Here is a 16492-nt window from a genome sequence, read left to right on the forward strand (position 1 = left end):
GTAGCTGTTCCTGAGCAGTTTCGAAGCACAAAAGGGCCTGAAGTTTTCAGGCCCTTTTGTCATGACTCGATGTTCTAATAAAAAACTTTCTTTTGCAGCAGATCCAGTGCACGTTCGACTTCTTTCAATTCTTCGTTGGAAACCTGTGCAATTCGTTTTAAGAATTGTGATTCGATACGTTGAAACGCTTCTTCCATCATCGCTTGGCCTCGCATCGTAAGCCGAATATATTGTTTACGTCGATCCTCGAGATCGGGAACTTTTTCGCAGAGTTGCTTTTCGATTAATTTTCGCAGTTCACGGCTTGTGTTCGGGAGAGACGTATGCAAGCATTCACTGATTGCACTGATCGTAACCGCTTCACAGATGGCCAGATGTTCAAGGATCTTATATTGAAGGGGAGTGACTTCCTCGGCTTGTACGTCTTTTGTCATGTCATTTGTGACTTGATGTACCGATGACGTGAAGGTCACGAACTTTTTGAAGAGCGCCTGTTTATCCATAGAACCACCTCTTCTCACAAGGTATCAAATTAGTTATCCGAAAACAATTATCATTTGACAACTAAAAACCGAATATGATACCGTTGTTGTTATCAAAAGACAACTAATGAGGTGTTGCATTTGAAAACGCTGGTGATTTACACGCATCCTAACCATCAGAGCTTGAGTTATGCCTTTTTGCAAGAAGTCTTGCGCGGGTGCGAGGAGAATTCGAACATCGAAGCGGTGAAGGTACTGGATTTATATAAAGAGCAATTCAACCCGATCCTCGTGTTTAATGAAAACAAACGCCGAAGAGACATGCATGTGGACCCTGAATTTGCTGAGTACAGGGAGCAACTCCGATGGGCGGATAAGATCGTACTCGTTTATCCCATCTGGTGGGGGCGTCCCCCGGCTATGCTGATGGGGTTTATCGATCAAATGTTTGCTTCGGGATTCGCTTATCAGGAGCATGGCGGACTGCTTCCCGAAGGACTTTTAAAAGGAAAGTCGGTCGTTTGCATTTCCAGTATGAAGGGTCCAACCTTCTATCCATTATTCTGGTTGAACAATGCCCACAAAATCCTCATGAGGAAGGCGCTCTTCAACTATGTCGGCATCAAGCGAATAAAGTTCTTTGAATTTGGCAATATGGAAAGCCCGCGGGGAAGGCATCGGGAGAAGCTGGACAAAGTGTATCGGTACTTCAGAAAAATTGACCGTTAAGGCAGGAAACTGCGTTTATCTGCAGGAAGTGGCTGAGATTCTAAAGGTGTACTTATCATAAGTAGAGCATGTTTTTTGGTGCGGTTTAGAAAATAGAAGCCCGTAGGTCGAGAGGAGTCGGCCTACGGGCTTGTTTGGTTCATTCCACGCGAACGCGAGCACCATGGAGAAGTCCCACGCACAAAGATCAGACAGGGAAATCGACCCGCTCAGATCAGTTTTGTCTTTCCAGATGCGATCTTATGAAGTCTTGAAGAAGGTCGAGAATGCTTTACCCAGCTCATCAGCACTCTCGGAGATCAGGAACAAGACATACTTTCCGTTTGTAATAATCTTGTAGTTTTTGGCGTTCTCGTATTGGTCTGGAAGGTAGAATTCAAATTGCTTCTGGACGACGGTTGCGCGCTTTTCGATCGCGAGTTTGACAGTCGCAATCTCTTTTTCATCTTTCACTTTGAAAATTGCGATTTCGTTGGTCTTCACGTTCATCAGGGGATAACGGACTGTGAATTCTTCCAGCAGGGCCGGATCGAGACCGTAGGTGTCTTTCAGCTGGTCGATCTTCATCTCGATGAGCATCGGTTGTTTGACTCGCTCCAACATCTCGTCTGCCATTTCCTTGACGGACGGCTTGGTTTCGACAGCGGGCTCCTTGCTCGCACCGGGGTCTTTGCTAGGAGGTTGCTCCTTGCCTGGGGCCGGGTCTTTGCTTGGAGTTTGCCCTTTGTTTGGAGCTTGCTCCTTGTTGGGCGCTGGTTTCTGTTGCTTGTCCTTGTTCGCGACAGGCTCCTTGCCAGGCACTGGTGTTGGGGTCGGTTTTGCTTCTGTACCAGGTGCAGCGTCCACGCTGGGAGCTTCAGTGTCAGGGCTCGATTCCTTTTCTGGAGCTGTTTCGGTGTTAGGGTTAGCTTCGGCGCTCGGGGAACCGTCATTTGTCACTGTTTCCTGATTGTTGACCGCTTCTTCCTTGCTGGAACAAGCGCTGAGCAGACCCGCTGTCAAAGTTGTAGCTACGAGGAGGGCAATCGCTTTCGATTTCATTGAGTTCATTCTCCTTTACTAGTCATCTACTTTCAAGATGGCAGTGTTCTCGACAAAGGTGGCGGTATTGAAGAGCAACAGCACATTTTGAATGCCGTTGTCGGCCAAATAATCGCTGATGTTGCCGTTATAGTACCGAATGTCGATTACATGAATGTCCGGTATGTGGAGGGCGAGGAATGGGATCACGCTATGTGCGTAGGAGTCCTTGATGACCAACAGATTCTCTTGTCTAATCGCTTTTTGCTCGAGCTGACTTGTGATCCTCATCAAGGCATGGACCCCACCGAGGAAGTACGAGTATTGATCCTTCTTCTTCAGAGCACGAGCATCGTACAGGCTTGTGAATGTCTCATCTGTATCGGCGATGTACATCTCGGTCGCGACAGGTGTTGATGGCGTATAGACTTGAATCGAATCAGGAGTTACGCCAGTGAATTGACCCCGGGTATGGTAGCTTCCAAGGAACGACTCGCTAACCGTTCGAATCTGGAAGTCCTGCTGAGCGATCGGTTGCCAGCCCATCTGCTGGGCATAGGCCGCATAAGCCAAGTAAGCCCCGTATGTCGTCCAATGATGATCGGTCCGATAGTAAATCGGTTCGGAAGCGTGCGGAGTCAGGAAGTCAAAGCCGTTCAAAAACGAGACGCTGCCCTGAACATACTTAGCAACCGATTGATTGACCTGATCGAGCGGGTATACGGGAGCGAGCCAAGGCAAACGATTCGCGTACAGTCCAACCGATGTTGGCGCAAGCATGAGAGTGACGTTCGTTTCGGGGTGGCGATCGGCGAATCTCGTCACCGCTTCCCCATATTGCTGAACCTTTGCCGCATCAGGTGTTGCAAACTTTTCGAACAGATAGCCGTCTTTCCCCAGATAAATCCCGTTGTTTTCTTGCTGTAGGCGGAGTTGCTCAACGGCAGATTTGACCAACACCCATCTGTCCCGGAACGGAAAGTGATCGGTTACGAATCGCTCCGCCTCTTCCGCATATTTCTTGGACCAAACGCTTTCCCATGACAGTTGGGGGACCTTTTGCAAATAGCGGTTTTCAAGATCGGAGAACTGCTGCAGGGGCAGAAAGAAAAAAGTGAGGGGGAGGAGATAGAGCGTTCCAATAAACCCTCCGACCAATAATCGATCAGTCCACCGTTTCATCAACGATCACCTCCTGACTGGTTAGAACCGGAAGTATAAGAAGGGGTTGAATGTCGAGTCTACCAAGTAGGCGACCGATAGGAACAAGAGCAATCCATACCAAGGCACGGCCAGCAACGATCGGATGCTATTGCTTGTTGGCTGCTTATGAGGTAACGAGGCGATGACCAGCACGAGCAACAAGATCGCGTTCGTATACGTGAGGTAAAGAGTCGTGTTCTCCCACAGAGGCTGTTGATTGAGCCCGATCATCGCTTGCAGATAGTGCAGCACTATGGGAAGTTGATCGAAGGCGAACAATACCCATCCAACAAGAATCAGCAAAAGCGCATACACATGTCGCACCCAGCGTGGCAGACGCTTCAGCAACTGCAAGCCCCACCATTTTTCAAACAGCAGTATCACACCGAAGTAGAGCCCCCACAACATGAAATTCCAGCTGGCCCCATGCCAGATCCCAGTAAGCAACCAGACGATGAGAATGTTGCGCATTTGAATCCAAAGTCCCCGACGATTGCCGCCCAACGGGATGTATACGTAGGTGCGAAACCAACTGCCCAGGGAGATATGCCATCGCCGCCAAAAATCGGTGATGCTCTGCGCGCGATAAGGCGAATCGAAGTTCTCCTTGAATCGGAAGCCGAACATGAGGCCGAGGCCAATCGCCATGTCGGAATACCCGCTAAAGTCGAAGTAGATCTGAAAAGCAAAAGCGATGATGCCAAGCCAAGCGGTGAACATGGGCAGCGCATCAGGAGGCGTGCTCGATATGGTGTGCCAGAGCAGTCCAATGTTATTGGCAAGCAAGACTTTTTTCGCCAGCCCGATAATGAAGCGCCGGATGCCCTCCGCGAACATCTCCAGATTGACCGAGCGCTTGTTCAGTTGCTCGGCAAGCGAATTGTACTGAACGATGGGGCCAGCTACCAATTGCGGAAACAAGGCAACATAAGTAGCGAAGTCAAGCCAATTGCGCTGCGCTTTTGCAGTACCTCGATACACGTCGATGATGTAGGAGATCGATTGAAACGTGTAAAATGAGATTCCGATCGGGAGCGGCAAGTCGGTCAGCGGAATGTCAGTGCCGAGCAGTTGATTCACATTCTGGATGAGAAAGTCGGCATATTTGAAATACGACAAGACCCCGAGGTTCATGACGACAGAACAGACCACGATCCATTTGCGTTGAATCTGATTCCACTTCGGGCTGCCAAGGAGCTGGCCGAAGCTGTAATCCATCAGGGTGGACAGCAACAGCAAGACGATGTAAACTGGCTCACCCCATGCGTAGAAGACGAGACTGGACAGAAACAGGACGAGATTTTTGACTCGCCCTGGTGAAACGTAGTACAGAGCGAGGACGGCCGGCAGGAACAAGAACAGAAACAGCAGACTGCTAAATACCATGGCCGGTTACATATACACGACGAAGTTGTCGCAGGCTTGTTTTTTCATCCGGTATACTCTCCTGATGCAGTATGAAGGTTGACACGTCTGATAACGGATACTGAAGGCGACTCTATAGAAAATGATGCATAATCCTTCCATAAAGTTTCATTGTGTATATATTTTTTGGACTTTACTAATGGGTACCGAAATATTGAATAGGGTATGCAAACAAGAAATTGCACGGATGGTTTGCGAAAGAAAGCGTTCGTTTCGTTGCGAAATGGCAGAGCAAGAAACGGCTTAGAGAAGAGTGACCTTGGGGACGAGGGGATTCAACTGTGAGTGGGGAAGAAAGGAACGCAAAGGCAAGGCGTGTGTTTCCGAAAGAGGTGGATGTCCATTACCTCGATCAGGTTGCGGAGCAGGGATTTGAGACGTTCCAGGCTTGCCTCATCAACGAGAAAGTGATTCTCCAAGTTGCGAGGAAATCGCAAGGAACGGTCGGACGATTTCTCCATCAACTGGTGGACATTAGGTGCAATCAATTATCGGATAATATAGAGTAGCGGAAACATAAATAATTTATTAAAGATTTATCGTTGACATTATTGTGTTATATTTTGTATTATTACAAATAAAGAAATATACAAAATACTAAGAGGTGATTTTATAATGAAAAAAGCAACGATGATCTTGGTTTCCGCCCTTGCGTTGACGATGGCACCGATGACCGCGATGGCAGCACCGCAAGATGCAAAGGCTGCGGTCGTGACCACGGACGGCGTAGTAAATCTGGACTTCTTCTGCCAAGGATGGTCTACATCAACTTCCATGTTCTTGACGTTTGACTTCAATCCGTATACGGATTACTCGAAGAGCTTCTACGTCTCGGGCTACCAGGGCCCGGCCAATGGAGATACGCTGGCACCGAAAGTACGTTATGACTTGGTCAACACGGCCAACAATCTGACGGTTGCCACATTCACCGTAAACGGCACGGGTAGCTTTAGCAACGTGTTCTCACTTGTCGGACCGGGCTCGTATCGTGTAAAAGCGACAGTGATCACCGGCACGGGCACGTATGCCGGCGGCTGGATGCAAGTGAACTAAGCAGATCTGGAACGCAAAGAAAGCACCTTCGAGATGAACATATCTCTGTCATGTGGACAGTGGATAAAAAGCACCTTTTGCTAAATGAAACGACCTGAGTCCGGCATTCGTCGGACTCAGGTCGTTTCGTTTTTCTCTGCGATCTTGTCAATCCTTAAAAATCAAAATTGTCCGGGTCAGGGCCAACACGACGATTCTGGTTCAAATTATCAATCTGCTGCATCTCTGCAGGTGTGAGTTCAAAATCGAAGACGGATGCATTCTCCACGATGCGATTTTCTTTGATCGATTTCGGGATGGTGATGACTTCGTTTTGCAAATCCCAACGCAGAATGATTTGGGCGATCGATTTGCGGTGGTTGTCAGCAATTTCTTGTAAGACCGGATTGTCGAGCAATTGGCCTTGCATGAGCGGAGACCATGCTTCCAATTGGATGTCCTGTTGCTTGCAATACGCATGAAGTTCCTTTTGAGTCAACATCGGGTGGTATTCCACTTGGTTGATCATCGGTTTGATCTCCGCATCTTTCAGCAAGTCTTCAAGGTGATGGATTTGAAAATTGCTGACCCCAATTGCTTTGACGCGCCCTTCTTTATACAGGGTTTCGAGCGCTCGCCAGGCGTCTTTATATTTGCCTTGTACCGGCCAGTGGATGAGGTAGAGATCTAAGTACTCCAATCCGAGTTTTTGTAAGCTCGCCTCATAGGCTTTGAGTGTCGAATCGTAGCCGAGATCGGAATTCCAAACTTTCGACGTGATAAAGAGATCTTCGCGAGTGATTCCGGTTGCTTGTATCCCTTCGCGAATGCCTTGTCCGACTCCCGACTCATTTGCGTAGATCGCTGCCGTATCCACGCTGCGATACCCATGTTGAATCGCGGTTTTCACCGCGTTGACGAGTTCAGAGCCTTCCTCTACTTTGAATACACCAAGGCCCAGCCAAGGCATTTTTACACCGTTAGACAAAGTGGTTGTTGATTGTGTGATGTTCATTCTTAAAGCGACCTCCATTTTATGATTTCATCCTGCTGTCATACAAATCTACGTGTTTCGCTCCAAAGATCGGCTCCATCCGGTAAGCACAACGGCGCACAGCACCATGAGTCCCCCGACCCAAGGCGTATGGATGAGCCCGATCGAATCGGTGATCACCCCGCCAAAATAGGCACCAAATGCAATGCCGGCGTTGAACGCTGCGATGTTCAGGGCAGAAGCAACGTCGACTCCGCTAGGCACAAATCGCTCTGCTAACTGCACCACATAAAGTTGCAGGCCGGGCACATTCATAAAAGCGAACAACCCCATGAGGATGATCGTCAGCAGGCCCGCAGCTTTATAAGGTGCCGTGAAGGTGAGGGCGAAGAGGACAATGGCTTGTATAAGAAACATGTAGAACAACGCTCGAATCGGATTTCTGTTCGACACTTTCCCGCCGATCACGTTGCCGATCGCAATGGCAATGCCGTAGACGAGTAAAAGGATTGTCACCGTTGTCGCCTGATGCCGGGCATTACTCAAAAAATGTTGACTCAGCAATTACGGGAATTGGAGGAAGACGGGATCATCAATCGCATCACCTATAATCAAGTCCCACCCAAAGTAGAATATGAGCTCACTGAGTATGGATGGGGATTGGATCACATCTTAAACGCCCTCTGCTCATGGGGGAGAACCATATTATCAAGGTGTATGGGGATAAGAAGGCGATGTTGGAGGATAGTATTTTGAATCAGTAAGATCAAGTAGGAAGTCATATGGGAGTTAAACCGTCGGAAGGAACAGGTGAAGCTTCTGGATGGAAAAGAGTTGAAGGTCATGTAGCACGAATCGTTAAAGCTGTTGACGGTGACACCGGAGCTAAGAACGCGGTCATACTTTTGAATGTGAAGAAATAGAAGTTGAACAAACATGCGATAAAGTTGACATGATGTGCCGTATCATAAGCATTTGAGAAATGAGTCGTTAAGAGGAGACCGCGCCAATTTGACCGTATGGTTGGCTGCGGTCTTTTCGCGATTGAGGGTTTTTACGTTGGATTCCTATCTGGAGGTTGGTGTTGTCGAGCTTGTGTTGCGAGGTCAGGGTGATGTCATGCCAACGCGCCATTTGTGCAGGTTGATGGAGGTCTATTTGAATCGGCTGAGCATGAAGAGCAGAGCATATAATAATCGATAATTATTTATTGTGAAACGATAAATCGCATGATAGAATAATGTTGCAATCACTAATGGAGGTGCTTTTTGTGAAACGAGGAACAACACTCTTTTTAAAGGTAGCTGTTATTCTTATCGGAATCCCAGTTCTTGCTATGTGCATATTTTTGCTGCCTGAGATCGCGAATTATGCGGCAGAATTGTATCCGGAAATTTCCTATATGAAATATTACGTTTTACTCGATTTGTACGCAACGGCGATACCTTTTTACTTCGCTCTGTATCAGTCATTTAAACTATTGATATACATTGACAGGAATAAGGCCTTTTCGGAATTATCTGTACAGGCTTTGAAAAAAATAAAACAATGTGCAATCACATTCAGTGGCTTATATGTGGTCGGTATGCCATTCATCTATCTCATTGCGGAGAAAGACGATGCCCCAGGTATCATCGTTATCGGAATGGTCATGATTTTTGCCTCGATGGTAATTGCCGTTTTTGCTGCTGTTCTCCAAAGACTTTTAAAAGAAGCTATTGATATAAAAGCAGAAAATGACTTAACGGTCTGAGGTGAATAACATGGCAATAATAATCAATATTGATGTGATGCTGGCGAAAAGGAAAATGAGCGTAACAGAACTTTCGGAGAGGGTTGGAATCACAATGGCTAACCTTTCGATCTTGAAAAATGGAAAGGCAAAAGCAATTAGGCTTTCAACTTTAGAGGCAATTTGCAAAGCATTAGAATGTCAACCGGGGGATATTTTAGAGTACAAAATGGAAGATGATACGTAAGGGTGTGTTTCGCAACTGAAAAGTGCAGAGTATCGCGGCCATTTTGTGCATAGCACCGCCAACATCGAAATTCATGAATTTATGCTCGACAGAGCATGACGCAAGCGATAACTCTCGCCCGTAAAACTCAGGATGTGCGCGTGGTGAACTAAACGATCCACCAGCGCTTTCGTTAATCTAGTATCACCAAACACGCTGTTCCATTGCCCAAACTCCAGATTGGAGGTCACTATGAGACTTCGCTGCTCGTAGCATTCCGAGATAACGTGAAACAGAAGTTCAGCACCCGTTTGGTGAAACGGCACGAAGCCCACCTCATCCAAAATCAACAGATCGCACTTCATCAGTTCTTTTTGAAATCTCGTCAGCGTCCCGCTCGCATGTCTTTCCTGCAATTTGGCGACAAGCTCCGAGACGCGATAAAACCTCACATCAAGCCCCTGCCGACAGGCTTCCACCCCTAACGCAATTGCCAGATGGGTTTTCCCAGTTCCCACCTTTCCCAACATCAAGATGTTCTCTTTATGTTTCAGGAAGTTAAGCTCACGTAGAGACTGCTCCGTGCAATGATTCGGAAACGTGATCTCCTCAAAGTTGTATCCTTCGAACGTTTTCAATTGAGGGAATCCGGCGCGCTTCATCAATCTCTTCATTTTACTGGACTCACGTCCTTGGATCTCTGACTGCAGGATTGCCAGCAAGAAGTCAGTACGACTCTCGAACGGAACCGATTCGTAGTGGTTCATTACATGTGCCAGATGGAGCGTTTTGCACGCCTGCGCCAACATTTTTCGATTCATAATGTCACCCCCAACAGATCGTTGTAATTGGCCAAGTCACCTGGATGATAGCCTTGAATCTTCGATGGGGTGTGTACCTCTTGGAACGGTTCAGGATGAAACTCGGGATATCGTTGTTTGTACAAAGCGTGCTCCAACGCTGTTTCGACGCGAGAATCCCAAGGCATGAGTTCGTGCAGGCCTTTAGCGATCTCCCCCATCGTGTAGTTCTCCAACAAACGCCTCACAAGGGACAGGCGTGCCTTGCACGTCTCCGACTCAACTTCCCTCAGGAAGTGTTTCAGTGTTTCTGGCATCATCGACACAAAAGTCGAATATCTGACGGAGCGAGGGCGTCGCTTGAGTCCATCTAACACAGCTCTCCACTCGATCTCCATCGTCTTGTCCGTATAAGGCCGAGGGAACTCGAAGATTTTGCTGTACGACTCGTCCAATACCTCGATCAGATCCCACTTAATCTTGAGCAACACGCGCTGCTCTGCCTTGCATTGCGGGAGTGGGTACTTGATGTTCTCGAACGACAGTTCACGAAATTTGTTCAATCGACCTGTATCCAAACGAAATACCTCTAGCGGTTCAAGCGGCAGGGAATAGAGCATTTTCTGCTCCTGTCGCCATAGATCGTCCACTTTCTCCTTCTTCGAATAGTGAATGCGCTGACGATCCTCCAGTGCCTCCATTTCAAGATGTACTGCGAGTTCATCGAGCGATTGAATGACTGGGATCGGGACACACCAGTTCCGCCTTCCGTAACCAACCTTGTTCTCTACATTGCCTTTCTCGTTGCCTCTCGCCACATTACAAAAGACAGGCTCGAAGCGGTAATGAGCACAGAACCTTGTGAACGCATCAGTTTGCTTTCGTTCTCCGTTTTTCTCGATAGATGCAACCGCAGCCGCGAGGTTATCGAACCAGATGCGTCGCGGTACTCCGCCCATTTGTCCGAACAGCCGCTTCAAGGCTTCGAGAAAGCACTCGCCATTCTCAGATGGAACGGGGAAAGCGAAGGCCGCATTGCTAAATGGGAAGGACGCGGTAAGAATCTTACGTTCCACGAGCCTCCCGTTCTGCGCAACCTGTACGGTTCCAAAGTCTACCTGGGCTTCGCCACCTGGATGCTCCAGCCGTTCGTAGCTCTTCGCTCGGTCATGGGCGTAAGCCGCCCGCCATTTAGCCACGTACTCCTGTACCGTTCGTTCGCCACCAGTAAATTCATACTCCGCTTTGAGACGGTTAAAGATCCGCCGAGCGGTGTGGCGCTGTTTGCGGGGAAGAGCCTCGTCCTCCAATAGCCACGTATCTATGATTTCGAGAAACGGACCGAGAACTGGGTAACGACCGAATCGTTTTCCCACCGTCTCGTTCCAATCGTCTTTGTCCGCATATTTTTTGGCAGTTCGCCAATTCAAGTTCATTCGTTCTGCAATTTCGGTTATCGAACACCCTTCGTGTTCGCGCAAAAATTTGATATACTGTTGTTCAGGCACTTTCAACATCCTCTCGATCCCCCTTGGTCGTCGCAAACCGTAGGGTAAGTTAGTAGATCGATGTTGGCAAGTGCTTTTTTTATGCCAAAATGTCGCGGGCAAAGTCTGCACTTTTACGCCGCGACATTCTGCAATTTCATTATGCGATAAACAGTAAGGGGTCAATATGGAAAATAGGGTGGGGCTTCCCACCCTATTTTGGCTGCGAATCGTAGTCTTAGACTCTAGCTGCCCATATTTCAACTTCGATTCTGATTTCTGGTAATCCTAATTCAGAAAGATAACCAATCGTCATTGCCGGATAATTTTGCCCAAACAATTTCTCCCACTCTGTGTTCAAATAATACCAATCAATTTTTTGGGTAGCCCAAATGTTTACTTTGATAATATGTTCCGCTGTTAATTCCTCAGACTGTAGCACAGCTTGGATATTGTCAAAAGTATTCTTGATCTGTTCGTTCATATCATCGGGAAGCTCACCATTCTGATCAACCCCGATTTGACCAGAAGCAACGTACAGCTCGGAATTCCTCGGAATTTTGGTGATATGTGTGTACTTACCGACTGGACTATACATATCGACTGGGTTTTTTCTAGTTATTTTGGAGTTTTCCATTAATAAGAACCTCGCATTCTGGAGATTTTCTGGCATTTCGTCTATTCTTGTTTAAACGCACTGCGCCAGTAAAAATGATTTCTGTTATTAAAGAGAATGTATTGAATAGATTATAGCCAATGTAATAGTTTGCGTCAAAATCTTTGGAATGGCGATGATATAAATTTACTCGCAAGTTGTATCATAGCGGATGGAGGCGACTGTCACGGCGTCACTTCTTCGTCCTCATCTTGACGTGTACTTCTGGCTGTCCGACCAGCAACAGAGTGCAAAAGGGGATTACGTCCATGTCTCGATTCCGAATGTAGCGTAGCTCCGGAATCAGTTAGCATAACCGATACGTTTAGGGTATCGGCTCAATAGCAGGAAATAGATCGCCAGAGTCATCAACTCATGGGTGGTCTTTTTTTGTTCGGCAAATCCAATCGATGTTACATGATCGTCTCGTTCAATAGTAGGGATGAGTTGTGAAACAAGAGATACTCGGCATAAGTTAAATCATTTCTATGATCTCATCCCTATGCGGACTCTACACGTTGGTTCGCAATCAAGGCTTGCTGGTATTCTGCAAGATGCGTCAATAGAACACGTATCTAAAACGAGATAAATTTGTTTGGGGAAATCACGCTCGATGGAAGTGGATAGGATGGCCCTTACATCAACTTTCCTTCATGATGAATACCCAGCTAACACAGCGCTCAGTACGTGTTTTTATATATTATTTTTGTTATATGGTAGTTGTTGTATAATAATAAATTTTATAGTATCCTCAATATAAGGAATAAGTAATAATGTTATTATACCTTTCGGAGGTGCATTGAAAATGGTCACTTTCAGCGATCAGATCGCATCAGCACTGCTTGAGATCAAGGCGGTACTCTCGAACCCGACAAAGCCGTTTATCTTGGAGGGGGGAAGACGATGCCCAATTTATTTTGACAATCGGATGACCATCTCATATCCGCGAGTGCGAGAGTTGATCGCAGATGCATTCGTAGACTTGATCCGCAAACAATATCCCGATGTCGAAATGATCGCAGGTGTCGCGACGGCCGGGATTCCACACGCGACTTTGGTCGCATCTAAACTGAATCTCCCCATGATCTACGTCCGCACGTCACCGAAAAAGCATGGTACTGAGAGTCTCATCGAAGGTGTGCTTCCGGAAGGTAAAAAGGTCGTGATCTTGGAAGACCTCGTATCCACTGGCAATTCTGCTCCGATCGTGGTTGGTGGCGTCCGCCAAGGGGGCGGTGAGGTGCTGGGAGTGGTAACGATCTTTACCCACGGTTTTCAAAGTATTCAGGATAATTACGACAAGATTGATTGTGAACTTCATACACTGACAGACTACCATGCCCTGCTGGAGATGGCGTCTCAAGCGAAGTATTTCAATGACGAAGAGTTGAAACAAATCAACCGATGGCGCGAATCACCGGATGCTTACTGATGGAATTTAGTTGTTAATTAAGGAGGTTTGCGCATGTACCGGATCGGGATAATAAGCGACGGACGTCTCAAGAAGTGGCTGGAGCACGCAGTCACAGCACAAGATGATATGGTTTTGGCGCAGCAAGAGGATCATGAGGTGGATGCTTGGATCTCAACTCTGCCTGCTGCACTGACACATTTGGACAAGCCTGTGATTTACTGCGGAGTTGATGACGATTCAGCATTGTATCGAATTCCCAATGCGCCTGCAACATCCCTCAGCCGTGTGTTAGCTGGAATTCCTAGAGTAAAACATGTCGCGGTAACTGCCGTCCAGCCAACGGATGCCCTCAGCAAAAAAGGACCTGTCGATGCGCTTTCACCAACAGTCCCCTCATGGCTGACACAAGTGCAATGGCCGAAAGGGGCTACCCACAGTGGACAGTCTGTCCGTGCACAACATACGCGTTCTTGGTTGGTCGGATGTCAGATCGAAACAGCAACACCAGTAACGATCGCGGAGATACTGGATCGTCTACATACATTGCCTCGTGTGCTCCTCACGCCACCCGGACTGCAATTTGCAGACACGGCAGTTGTATCTGAATTTTTCCGCGACCAGGGTCGTGCCGATGGTGGATTTTATGAAACGGTCGTTCTCGTTGATTCGGTTGAGTTCGCAGAGAGTGGGCACATTCTGTTATGGTGCGTCGCTCATGAGATTGCGCCGATTCCGGAGACCATTGACTATGTTCGCAGTGTTCTGAGTCCTCACAGCTTGTCTGAAATTACTACAGTTCAGACCGACCACTCGCTTGGACTGTTGCAAAATCTGTTACCAGTAGGAGAGGGGCAGTGATGATGAAATCGGTACGAATTGGCGTGATCGGATGCGGCACAATTGGCAAACGAGTGGCAGACGCGGTCCGGCTGCAATCCGATATGCAACTCGTCGGGATCGGACTTCGCACTCCAAACCCGACCGCCCTATCCGCACACTTGTCTGGAATACCCCTGTTTTGCACAGATCCGATGCGATTTGATCGTTTCGAAAAGGGTGGATTGCCTTGTGCAGGTGGCCTGCGCGATCTTTTGTCCCAAGTGGATGTGATCCTTGATTGTACACAGGCCGGGGAAGGTGCCAAACGCTTAGCTTTATATCAAGAAATGGGTGTGAAATCGATCTTCCAAGGCGGCGAAAAGCACGCCACCACTGGCCTGACGTTTAGCACGTTCGGTAACTTCGAGGATGCGATCGGTCGTTCTGCTGTTCGCGTCGGCAGTTGTAACACGACAGGGCTGGTGCGTCTTCTCAGCACGTTGGACAGATATTGGGGTGTCAAACATGCAGAAGGTTCGCTCGTTCGTTGTTCCACCGACCCGGACAAGGCGGAAAACGGATTGCCAAACGGGGCCGCACCAGTATTCGGCTTGTCACATCATGGACCGGATGCCCAACTTGTGATGCCGACGCTGTCGATCTTCACACAGGCAGTGGCCGTTCCGATGTTTTTCTCACATGTTCAGATGATGAGCGTCAAGCTGAACAAACCGGCCGATCGTGACGAGGTCATGAACGTCTTGTGCAACACTCCGCGCATACTCGTGGAATCGCATCGTAAAGTTGGCAAGACAACTGCACAATTGAGCCATTATTATGCGGAAACCCCTCGCATGCGCGGCGACCGTCAAGAATTGTTGCTGTGGGAAGAATCAATCGTCGTGGAAGGCGATCAGTTGCACGCGATGACATCGATTGATATGCAATGCATCACGATTCCAGAGACCATTGACTGCATCCGAGCAGTGATGGGGCTAGAGACAGAGCGCAATCGTTGTATGTGGCAGACCGATTCGGCACTCGGAATTCAGAAACACGAGGTATGTTACCAGCCATCCTCATTGACTGTGTAAGGGGGGAACTTTTGAAAATCTTCATTGATACAGCGAATATCGAGGAAGTTAAAGCGGCTTACGATCTGGGTGTGATTGCTGGCGTGACCACCAACCCCAGCTTGGCGGCCAAAGAAGGACGAGCGTTTGAGGATGTGCTCCATGATATTTTGGGCATTGTGGACGGTCCAGTGAGTGCGCAAGTCACCGATACAGAAGCAAAAGGGATGATCGCACAAGGTGAAGACTTTGCGGCTCTGTCGGATAAGGTCACAGTCAAGGTACCGATGGGGCTTGAAGGCCTGAAAGCGGTGGCTCATTTTGCGAAACGTGGTATCAAAACCAACGTCACGTTGATCTTTACCATCAATCAGGCATTGATGGCATCCCGGGCGGGTGCCACTTTCGTCAGTCCGTTCATCAATCGGCTGGAAAACGTCAACCACGATGGTTTGCAGTTGATCGAAGGCATTGCAGATCTGTTTACAACTCATGCGATACCGACTGAAATCATTGCAGCGAGCATTCGCACTCCTTATCATGTCACCAAAGCAGCGCAAGCTGGAGCTCACATTGGCACGATGCCATATGATGTGATTCGTCAACTGGTGCAACATCCATTGACCGATCAAGGTGTCAAAAAGTTTTTGGATGACTGGAGCAAGTATCAAGCTGCGGTACTAGCGTAACGTTTGGAGGAGGAGCCGGGGATGAATGGCAAACAATTGGCGGGGGAACAAGCCGCTCAGTACGTTGAGAACGGAATGATCGTCGGCCTAGGGACAGGCTCGACAGTTTACTATTCAATCGTTGCGCTTGGTCGAAGAATTCGCGAGGGTCTGCAAATTCAATGCATTCCAACATCCAAGCAGACGGAGCACTTGGCAAATGAGTTGAGTATTCCGCTCATCTCGTTGAAAGACGTGGAAAAACTGGACATCACAATTGATGGTGCTGACGAAATTGACCCCAACCTGAACTTGATAAAAGGCGGTGGCGGTGCATTGTTCCGCGAAAAACTGATCGCATCCTTATCAGATCGGTTGGTGATCGTTGCTGATCAAGTCAAGACGGTCGAGCGTCTCGGCGCATTCTGTGTGCCGGTCGAAGTGGTTCCGTTCGCCACCGATGTAGTGGCTCGCACAATCAGCACAATGGATGGATCGGCAACATTACGATGTGACCAAGAAGACGTCCCGTTCGTCACAGATAATGGGAACTACATTTTGGATTGTAATTTTGGTCACATCGAACAGCCTCTTCAATTGGATCGTGAATTAAAACAGCATATTGGCGTTGTCGAGACCGGCTTGTTTGTTGATATGGTTGGTGTTGCCCTGGTGGGTTCGCCCGATGGAGTATCAGTATTGGAACGCAAATAATGAGCTTTCCTACAATCAG

Annotated in this window: 17 protein-coding genes and 2 pseudogenes; 10 read left to right on the forward strand and 9 right to left on the reverse strand. The window is 48.0% G+C overall.

The genetic code is table 11. The features are described 5' to 3' along the window. Positions 1-74 precede the first annotated feature (74 nt). Positions 75-503 carry a MarR family winged helix-turn-helix transcriptional regulator gene (locus tag CIG75_RS00755; protein WP_094234909.1) on the reverse strand — a complete coding sequence of 143 codons (429 nt, stop codon included), beginning with the start codon at positions 501-503 and terminating at the stop codon, positions 75-77. Positions 504-623: 120 nt separating this feature from the next. Between CIG75_RS00755 and CIG75_RS00760 the strand changes: the two genes are divergently transcribed. Next, positions 624-1211, forward strand: a complete 588-nt coding sequence (locus CIG75_RS00760) for an NAD(P)H-dependent oxidoreductase (RefSeq protein ID WP_094234910.1) — start codon at positions 624-626, stop codon at positions 1209-1211. Positions 1212-1451: 240 nt separating this feature from the next. Here the strand turns inward: CIG75_RS00760 and CIG75_RS21065 are convergent, their stop codons facing one another. The 3 genes from CIG75_RS21065 to CIG75_RS00775 are packed head-to-tail and all read right to left on the reverse strand — an operon-like array spanning position 1452 to position 4820. Next, positions 1452-2252 (reverse strand): DUF4358 domain-containing protein, encoded by an 801-nt coding sequence (locus CIG75_RS21065; protein ID WP_227874311.1) that lies wholly within the window; start codon positions 2250-2252, stop codon positions 1452-1454. An 18-nt stretch (positions 2253-2270) separates the two neighbouring features. Further along, positions 2271-3413 carry a DHHW family protein gene (locus CIG75_RS00770; RefSeq protein ID WP_094234911.1) on the reverse strand — a complete coding sequence of 381 codons (1143 nt, stop codon included), beginning with the start codon at positions 3411-3413 and terminating at the stop codon, positions 2271-2273. A 21-nt stretch (positions 3414-3434) separates the two neighbouring features. Then, positions 3435-4820: an MBOAT family O-acyltransferase gene (locus CIG75_RS00775; RefSeq protein WP_094234912.1), complete on the reverse strand. Its 1386-nt coding sequence runs from the start codon at positions 4818-4820 to the stop codon at positions 3435-3437. Positions 4821-5474: 654 nt separating this feature from the next. Between CIG75_RS00775 and CIG75_RS00785 the strand changes: the two genes are divergently transcribed. Next, on the forward strand, positions 5475-5912 hold the full coding sequence (locus CIG75_RS00785) for a hypothetical protein (protein ID WP_094234914.1): 438 nt from the start codon (positions 5475-5477) through the stop codon (positions 5910-5912). A gap of 154 nt (positions 5913-6066) precedes the next feature. Here the strand turns inward: CIG75_RS00785 and CIG75_RS00790 are convergent, their stop codons facing one another. Together CIG75_RS00790 and CIG75_RS00795 are read right to left on the reverse strand one after the other, a co-directional pair. Then, positions 6067-6906 (reverse strand): aldo/keto reductase, encoded by an 840-nt coding sequence (locus tag CIG75_RS00790; protein ID WP_094234915.1) that lies wholly within the window; start codon positions 6904-6906, stop codon positions 6067-6069. Positions 6907-6954: 48 nt separating this feature from the next. Next, positions 6955-7413: pseudogene (locus CIG75_RS00795) on the reverse strand (MFS transporter); the annotation flags it as partial. Here CIG75_RS00795 and CIG75_RS00800 point away from each other — a divergent pair. The 3 genes and pseudogenes from CIG75_RS00800 to CIG75_RS00810 all read left to right on the forward strand — a co-directional run. Further along, a pseudogene (locus tag CIG75_RS00800) lies at positions 7408-7649 on the forward strand (winged helix-turn-helix transcriptional regulator); the annotation flags it as partial. The pseudogenes CIG75_RS00795 and CIG75_RS00800 overlap by 6 nt on opposite strands. A 506-nt stretch (positions 7650-8155) precedes the next feature. Beyond that, positions 8156-8638, forward strand: a complete 483-nt coding sequence (locus tag CIG75_RS00805; protein WP_094234916.1) for a DUF2975 domain-containing protein — start codon at positions 8156-8158, stop codon at positions 8636-8638. Positions 8639-8648: 10 nt separating this feature from the next. Next, on the forward strand, positions 8649-8864 hold the full coding sequence (locus tag CIG75_RS00810) for a helix-turn-helix domain-containing protein (RefSeq protein WP_094234917.1): 216 nt from the start codon (positions 8649-8651) through the stop codon (positions 8862-8864). A 71-nt stretch (positions 8865-8935) separates the two neighbouring features. On the opposite strand, the gene istB is transcribed toward CIG75_RS00810, so the two are convergent. The 3 genes from istB to CIG75_RS00825 all read right to left on the reverse strand — a co-directional run bounded on the left by istB (position 8936) and on the right by CIG75_RS00825 (position 11767). Then, the gene (gene istB / locus CIG75_RS00815) at positions 8936-9664 is read right to left on the reverse strand and encodes an IS21-like element helper ATPase IstB (RefSeq protein ID WP_094234918.1); all 729 of its coding nucleotides are present in this window, start codon (positions 9662-9664) and stop codon (positions 8936-8938) included. Further along, a complete protein-coding gene (gene istA, locus CIG75_RS00820; RefSeq protein ID WP_094234919.1) occupies positions 9661-11160 on the reverse strand; it encodes an IS21 family transposase in 1500 nt (499 codons plus the stop codon). The genes istB and istA overlap by 4 nt, the downstream gene beginning before the upstream one ends. A gap of 208 nt (positions 11161-11368) precedes the next feature. Then, positions 11369-11767 carry a RidA family protein gene (locus tag CIG75_RS00825; protein WP_094238278.1) on the reverse strand — a complete coding sequence of 133 codons (399 nt, stop codon included), beginning with the start codon at positions 11765-11767 and terminating at the stop codon, positions 11369-11371. An 823-nt stretch (positions 11768-12590) separates the two neighbouring features. Here CIG75_RS00825 and pyrE point away from each other — a divergent pair. The 5 genes from pyrE to rpiA are packed head-to-tail and all read left to right on the forward strand — an operon-like array spanning position 12591 to position 16473. Further along, complete coding sequence (gene pyrE, locus CIG75_RS00830) at positions 12591-13217, forward strand: orotate phosphoribosyltransferase (RefSeq protein ID WP_094234920.1); 627 nt, start codon at positions 12591-12593, stop codon at positions 13215-13217. Positions 13218-13250: 33 nt separating this feature from the next. Then, a complete protein-coding gene (locus CIG75_RS00835; RefSeq protein WP_094234921.1) occupies positions 13251-14057 on the forward strand; it encodes a hypothetical protein in 807 nt (268 codons plus the stop codon). Further along, positions 14057-15112 carry a type II glyceraldehyde-3-phosphate dehydrogenase gene (locus CIG75_RS00840; RefSeq protein WP_094234922.1) on the forward strand — a complete coding sequence of 352 codons (1056 nt, stop codon included), beginning with the start codon at positions 14057-14059 and terminating at the stop codon, positions 15110-15112. The genes CIG75_RS00835 and CIG75_RS00840 overlap by 1 nt, the downstream gene beginning before the upstream one ends. Before the next feature lie 11 nt (positions 15113-15123). Then, on the forward strand, positions 15124-15780 hold the full coding sequence (gene fsa, locus CIG75_RS00845; protein ID WP_094234923.1) for a fructose-6-phosphate aldolase: 657 nt from the start codon (positions 15124-15126) through the stop codon (positions 15778-15780). 21 nt (positions 15781-15801) lie between these two features. Beyond that, positions 15802-16473, forward strand: a complete 672-nt coding sequence (rpiA, locus tag CIG75_RS00850; protein WP_094234924.1) for a ribose-5-phosphate isomerase RpiA — start codon at positions 15802-15804, stop codon at positions 16471-16473. Positions 16474-16492: the final 19 nt, after the last annotated feature.

Source organism: Tumebacillus algifaecis (assembly GCF_002243515.1).
Taxonomy (GTDB): domain Bacteria; phylum Bacillota; class Bacilli; order Tumebacillales; family Tumebacillaceae; genus Tumebacillus_A; species Tumebacillus_A algifaecis.

Bases quoted from the DNA above. Each gene is read 5' to 3' on its own strand.
- CIG75_RS00825 (WP_094238278.1), bottom strand. From the start codon at position 11,767: ATGGAAAACTCCAAAATAACTAGAAAAAACCCAGTCGATATGTATAGT.
- CIG75_RS00790 (WP_094234915.1), bottom strand. From the start codon at position 6,906: ATGAACATCACACAATCAACAACCACTTTGTCTAACGGTGTAAAAATG.
- pyrE (WP_094234920.1), top strand. From the start codon at position 12,591: ATGGTCACTTTCAGCGATCAGATCGCATCAGCACTGCTTGAGATCAAG.
- istA (WP_094234919.1), bottom strand. From the start codon at position 11,160: ATGTTGAAAGTGCCTGAACAACAGTATATCAAATTTTTGCGCGAACAC.
- CIG75_RS00770 (WP_094234911.1), bottom strand. From the start codon at position 3,413: ATGAAACGGTGGACTGATCGATTATTGGTCGGAGGGTTTATTGGAACG.
- CIG75_RS00755 (WP_094234909.1), bottom strand. From the start codon at position 503: ATGGATAAACAGGCGCTCTTCAAAAAGTTCGTGACCTTCACGTCATCG.
- CIG75_RS00840 (WP_094234922.1), top strand. From the start codon at position 14,057: ATGATGAAATCGGTACGAATTGGCGTGATCGGATGCGGCACAATTGGC.
- CIG75_RS21065 (WP_227874311.1), bottom strand. From the start codon at position 2,252: ATGAAATCGAAAGCGATTGCCCTCCTCGTAGCTACAACTTTGACAGCG.
- CIG75_RS00775 (WP_094234912.1), bottom strand. From the start codon at position 4,820: ATGGTATTTAGCAGTCTGCTGTTTCTGTTCTTGTTCCTGCCGGCCGTC.
- CIG75_RS00810 (WP_094234917.1), top strand. From the start codon at position 8,649: ATGGCAATAATAATCAATATTGATGTGATGCTGGCGAAAAGGAAAATG.
- rpiA (WP_094234924.1), top strand. From the start codon at position 15,802: ATGAATGGCAAACAATTGGCGGGGGAACAAGCCGCTCAGTACGTTGAG.
- istB (WP_094234918.1), bottom strand. From the start codon at position 9,664: ATGAATCGAAAAATGTTGGCGCAGGCGTGCAAAACGCTCCATCTGGCA.
- CIG75_RS00785 (WP_094234914.1), top strand. From the start codon at position 5,475: ATGAAAAAAGCAACGATGATCTTGGTTTCCGCCCTTGCGTTGACGATG.
- CIG75_RS00835 (WP_094234921.1), top strand. From the start codon at position 13,251: ATGTACCGGATCGGGATAATAAGCGACGGACGTCTCAAGAAGTGGCTG.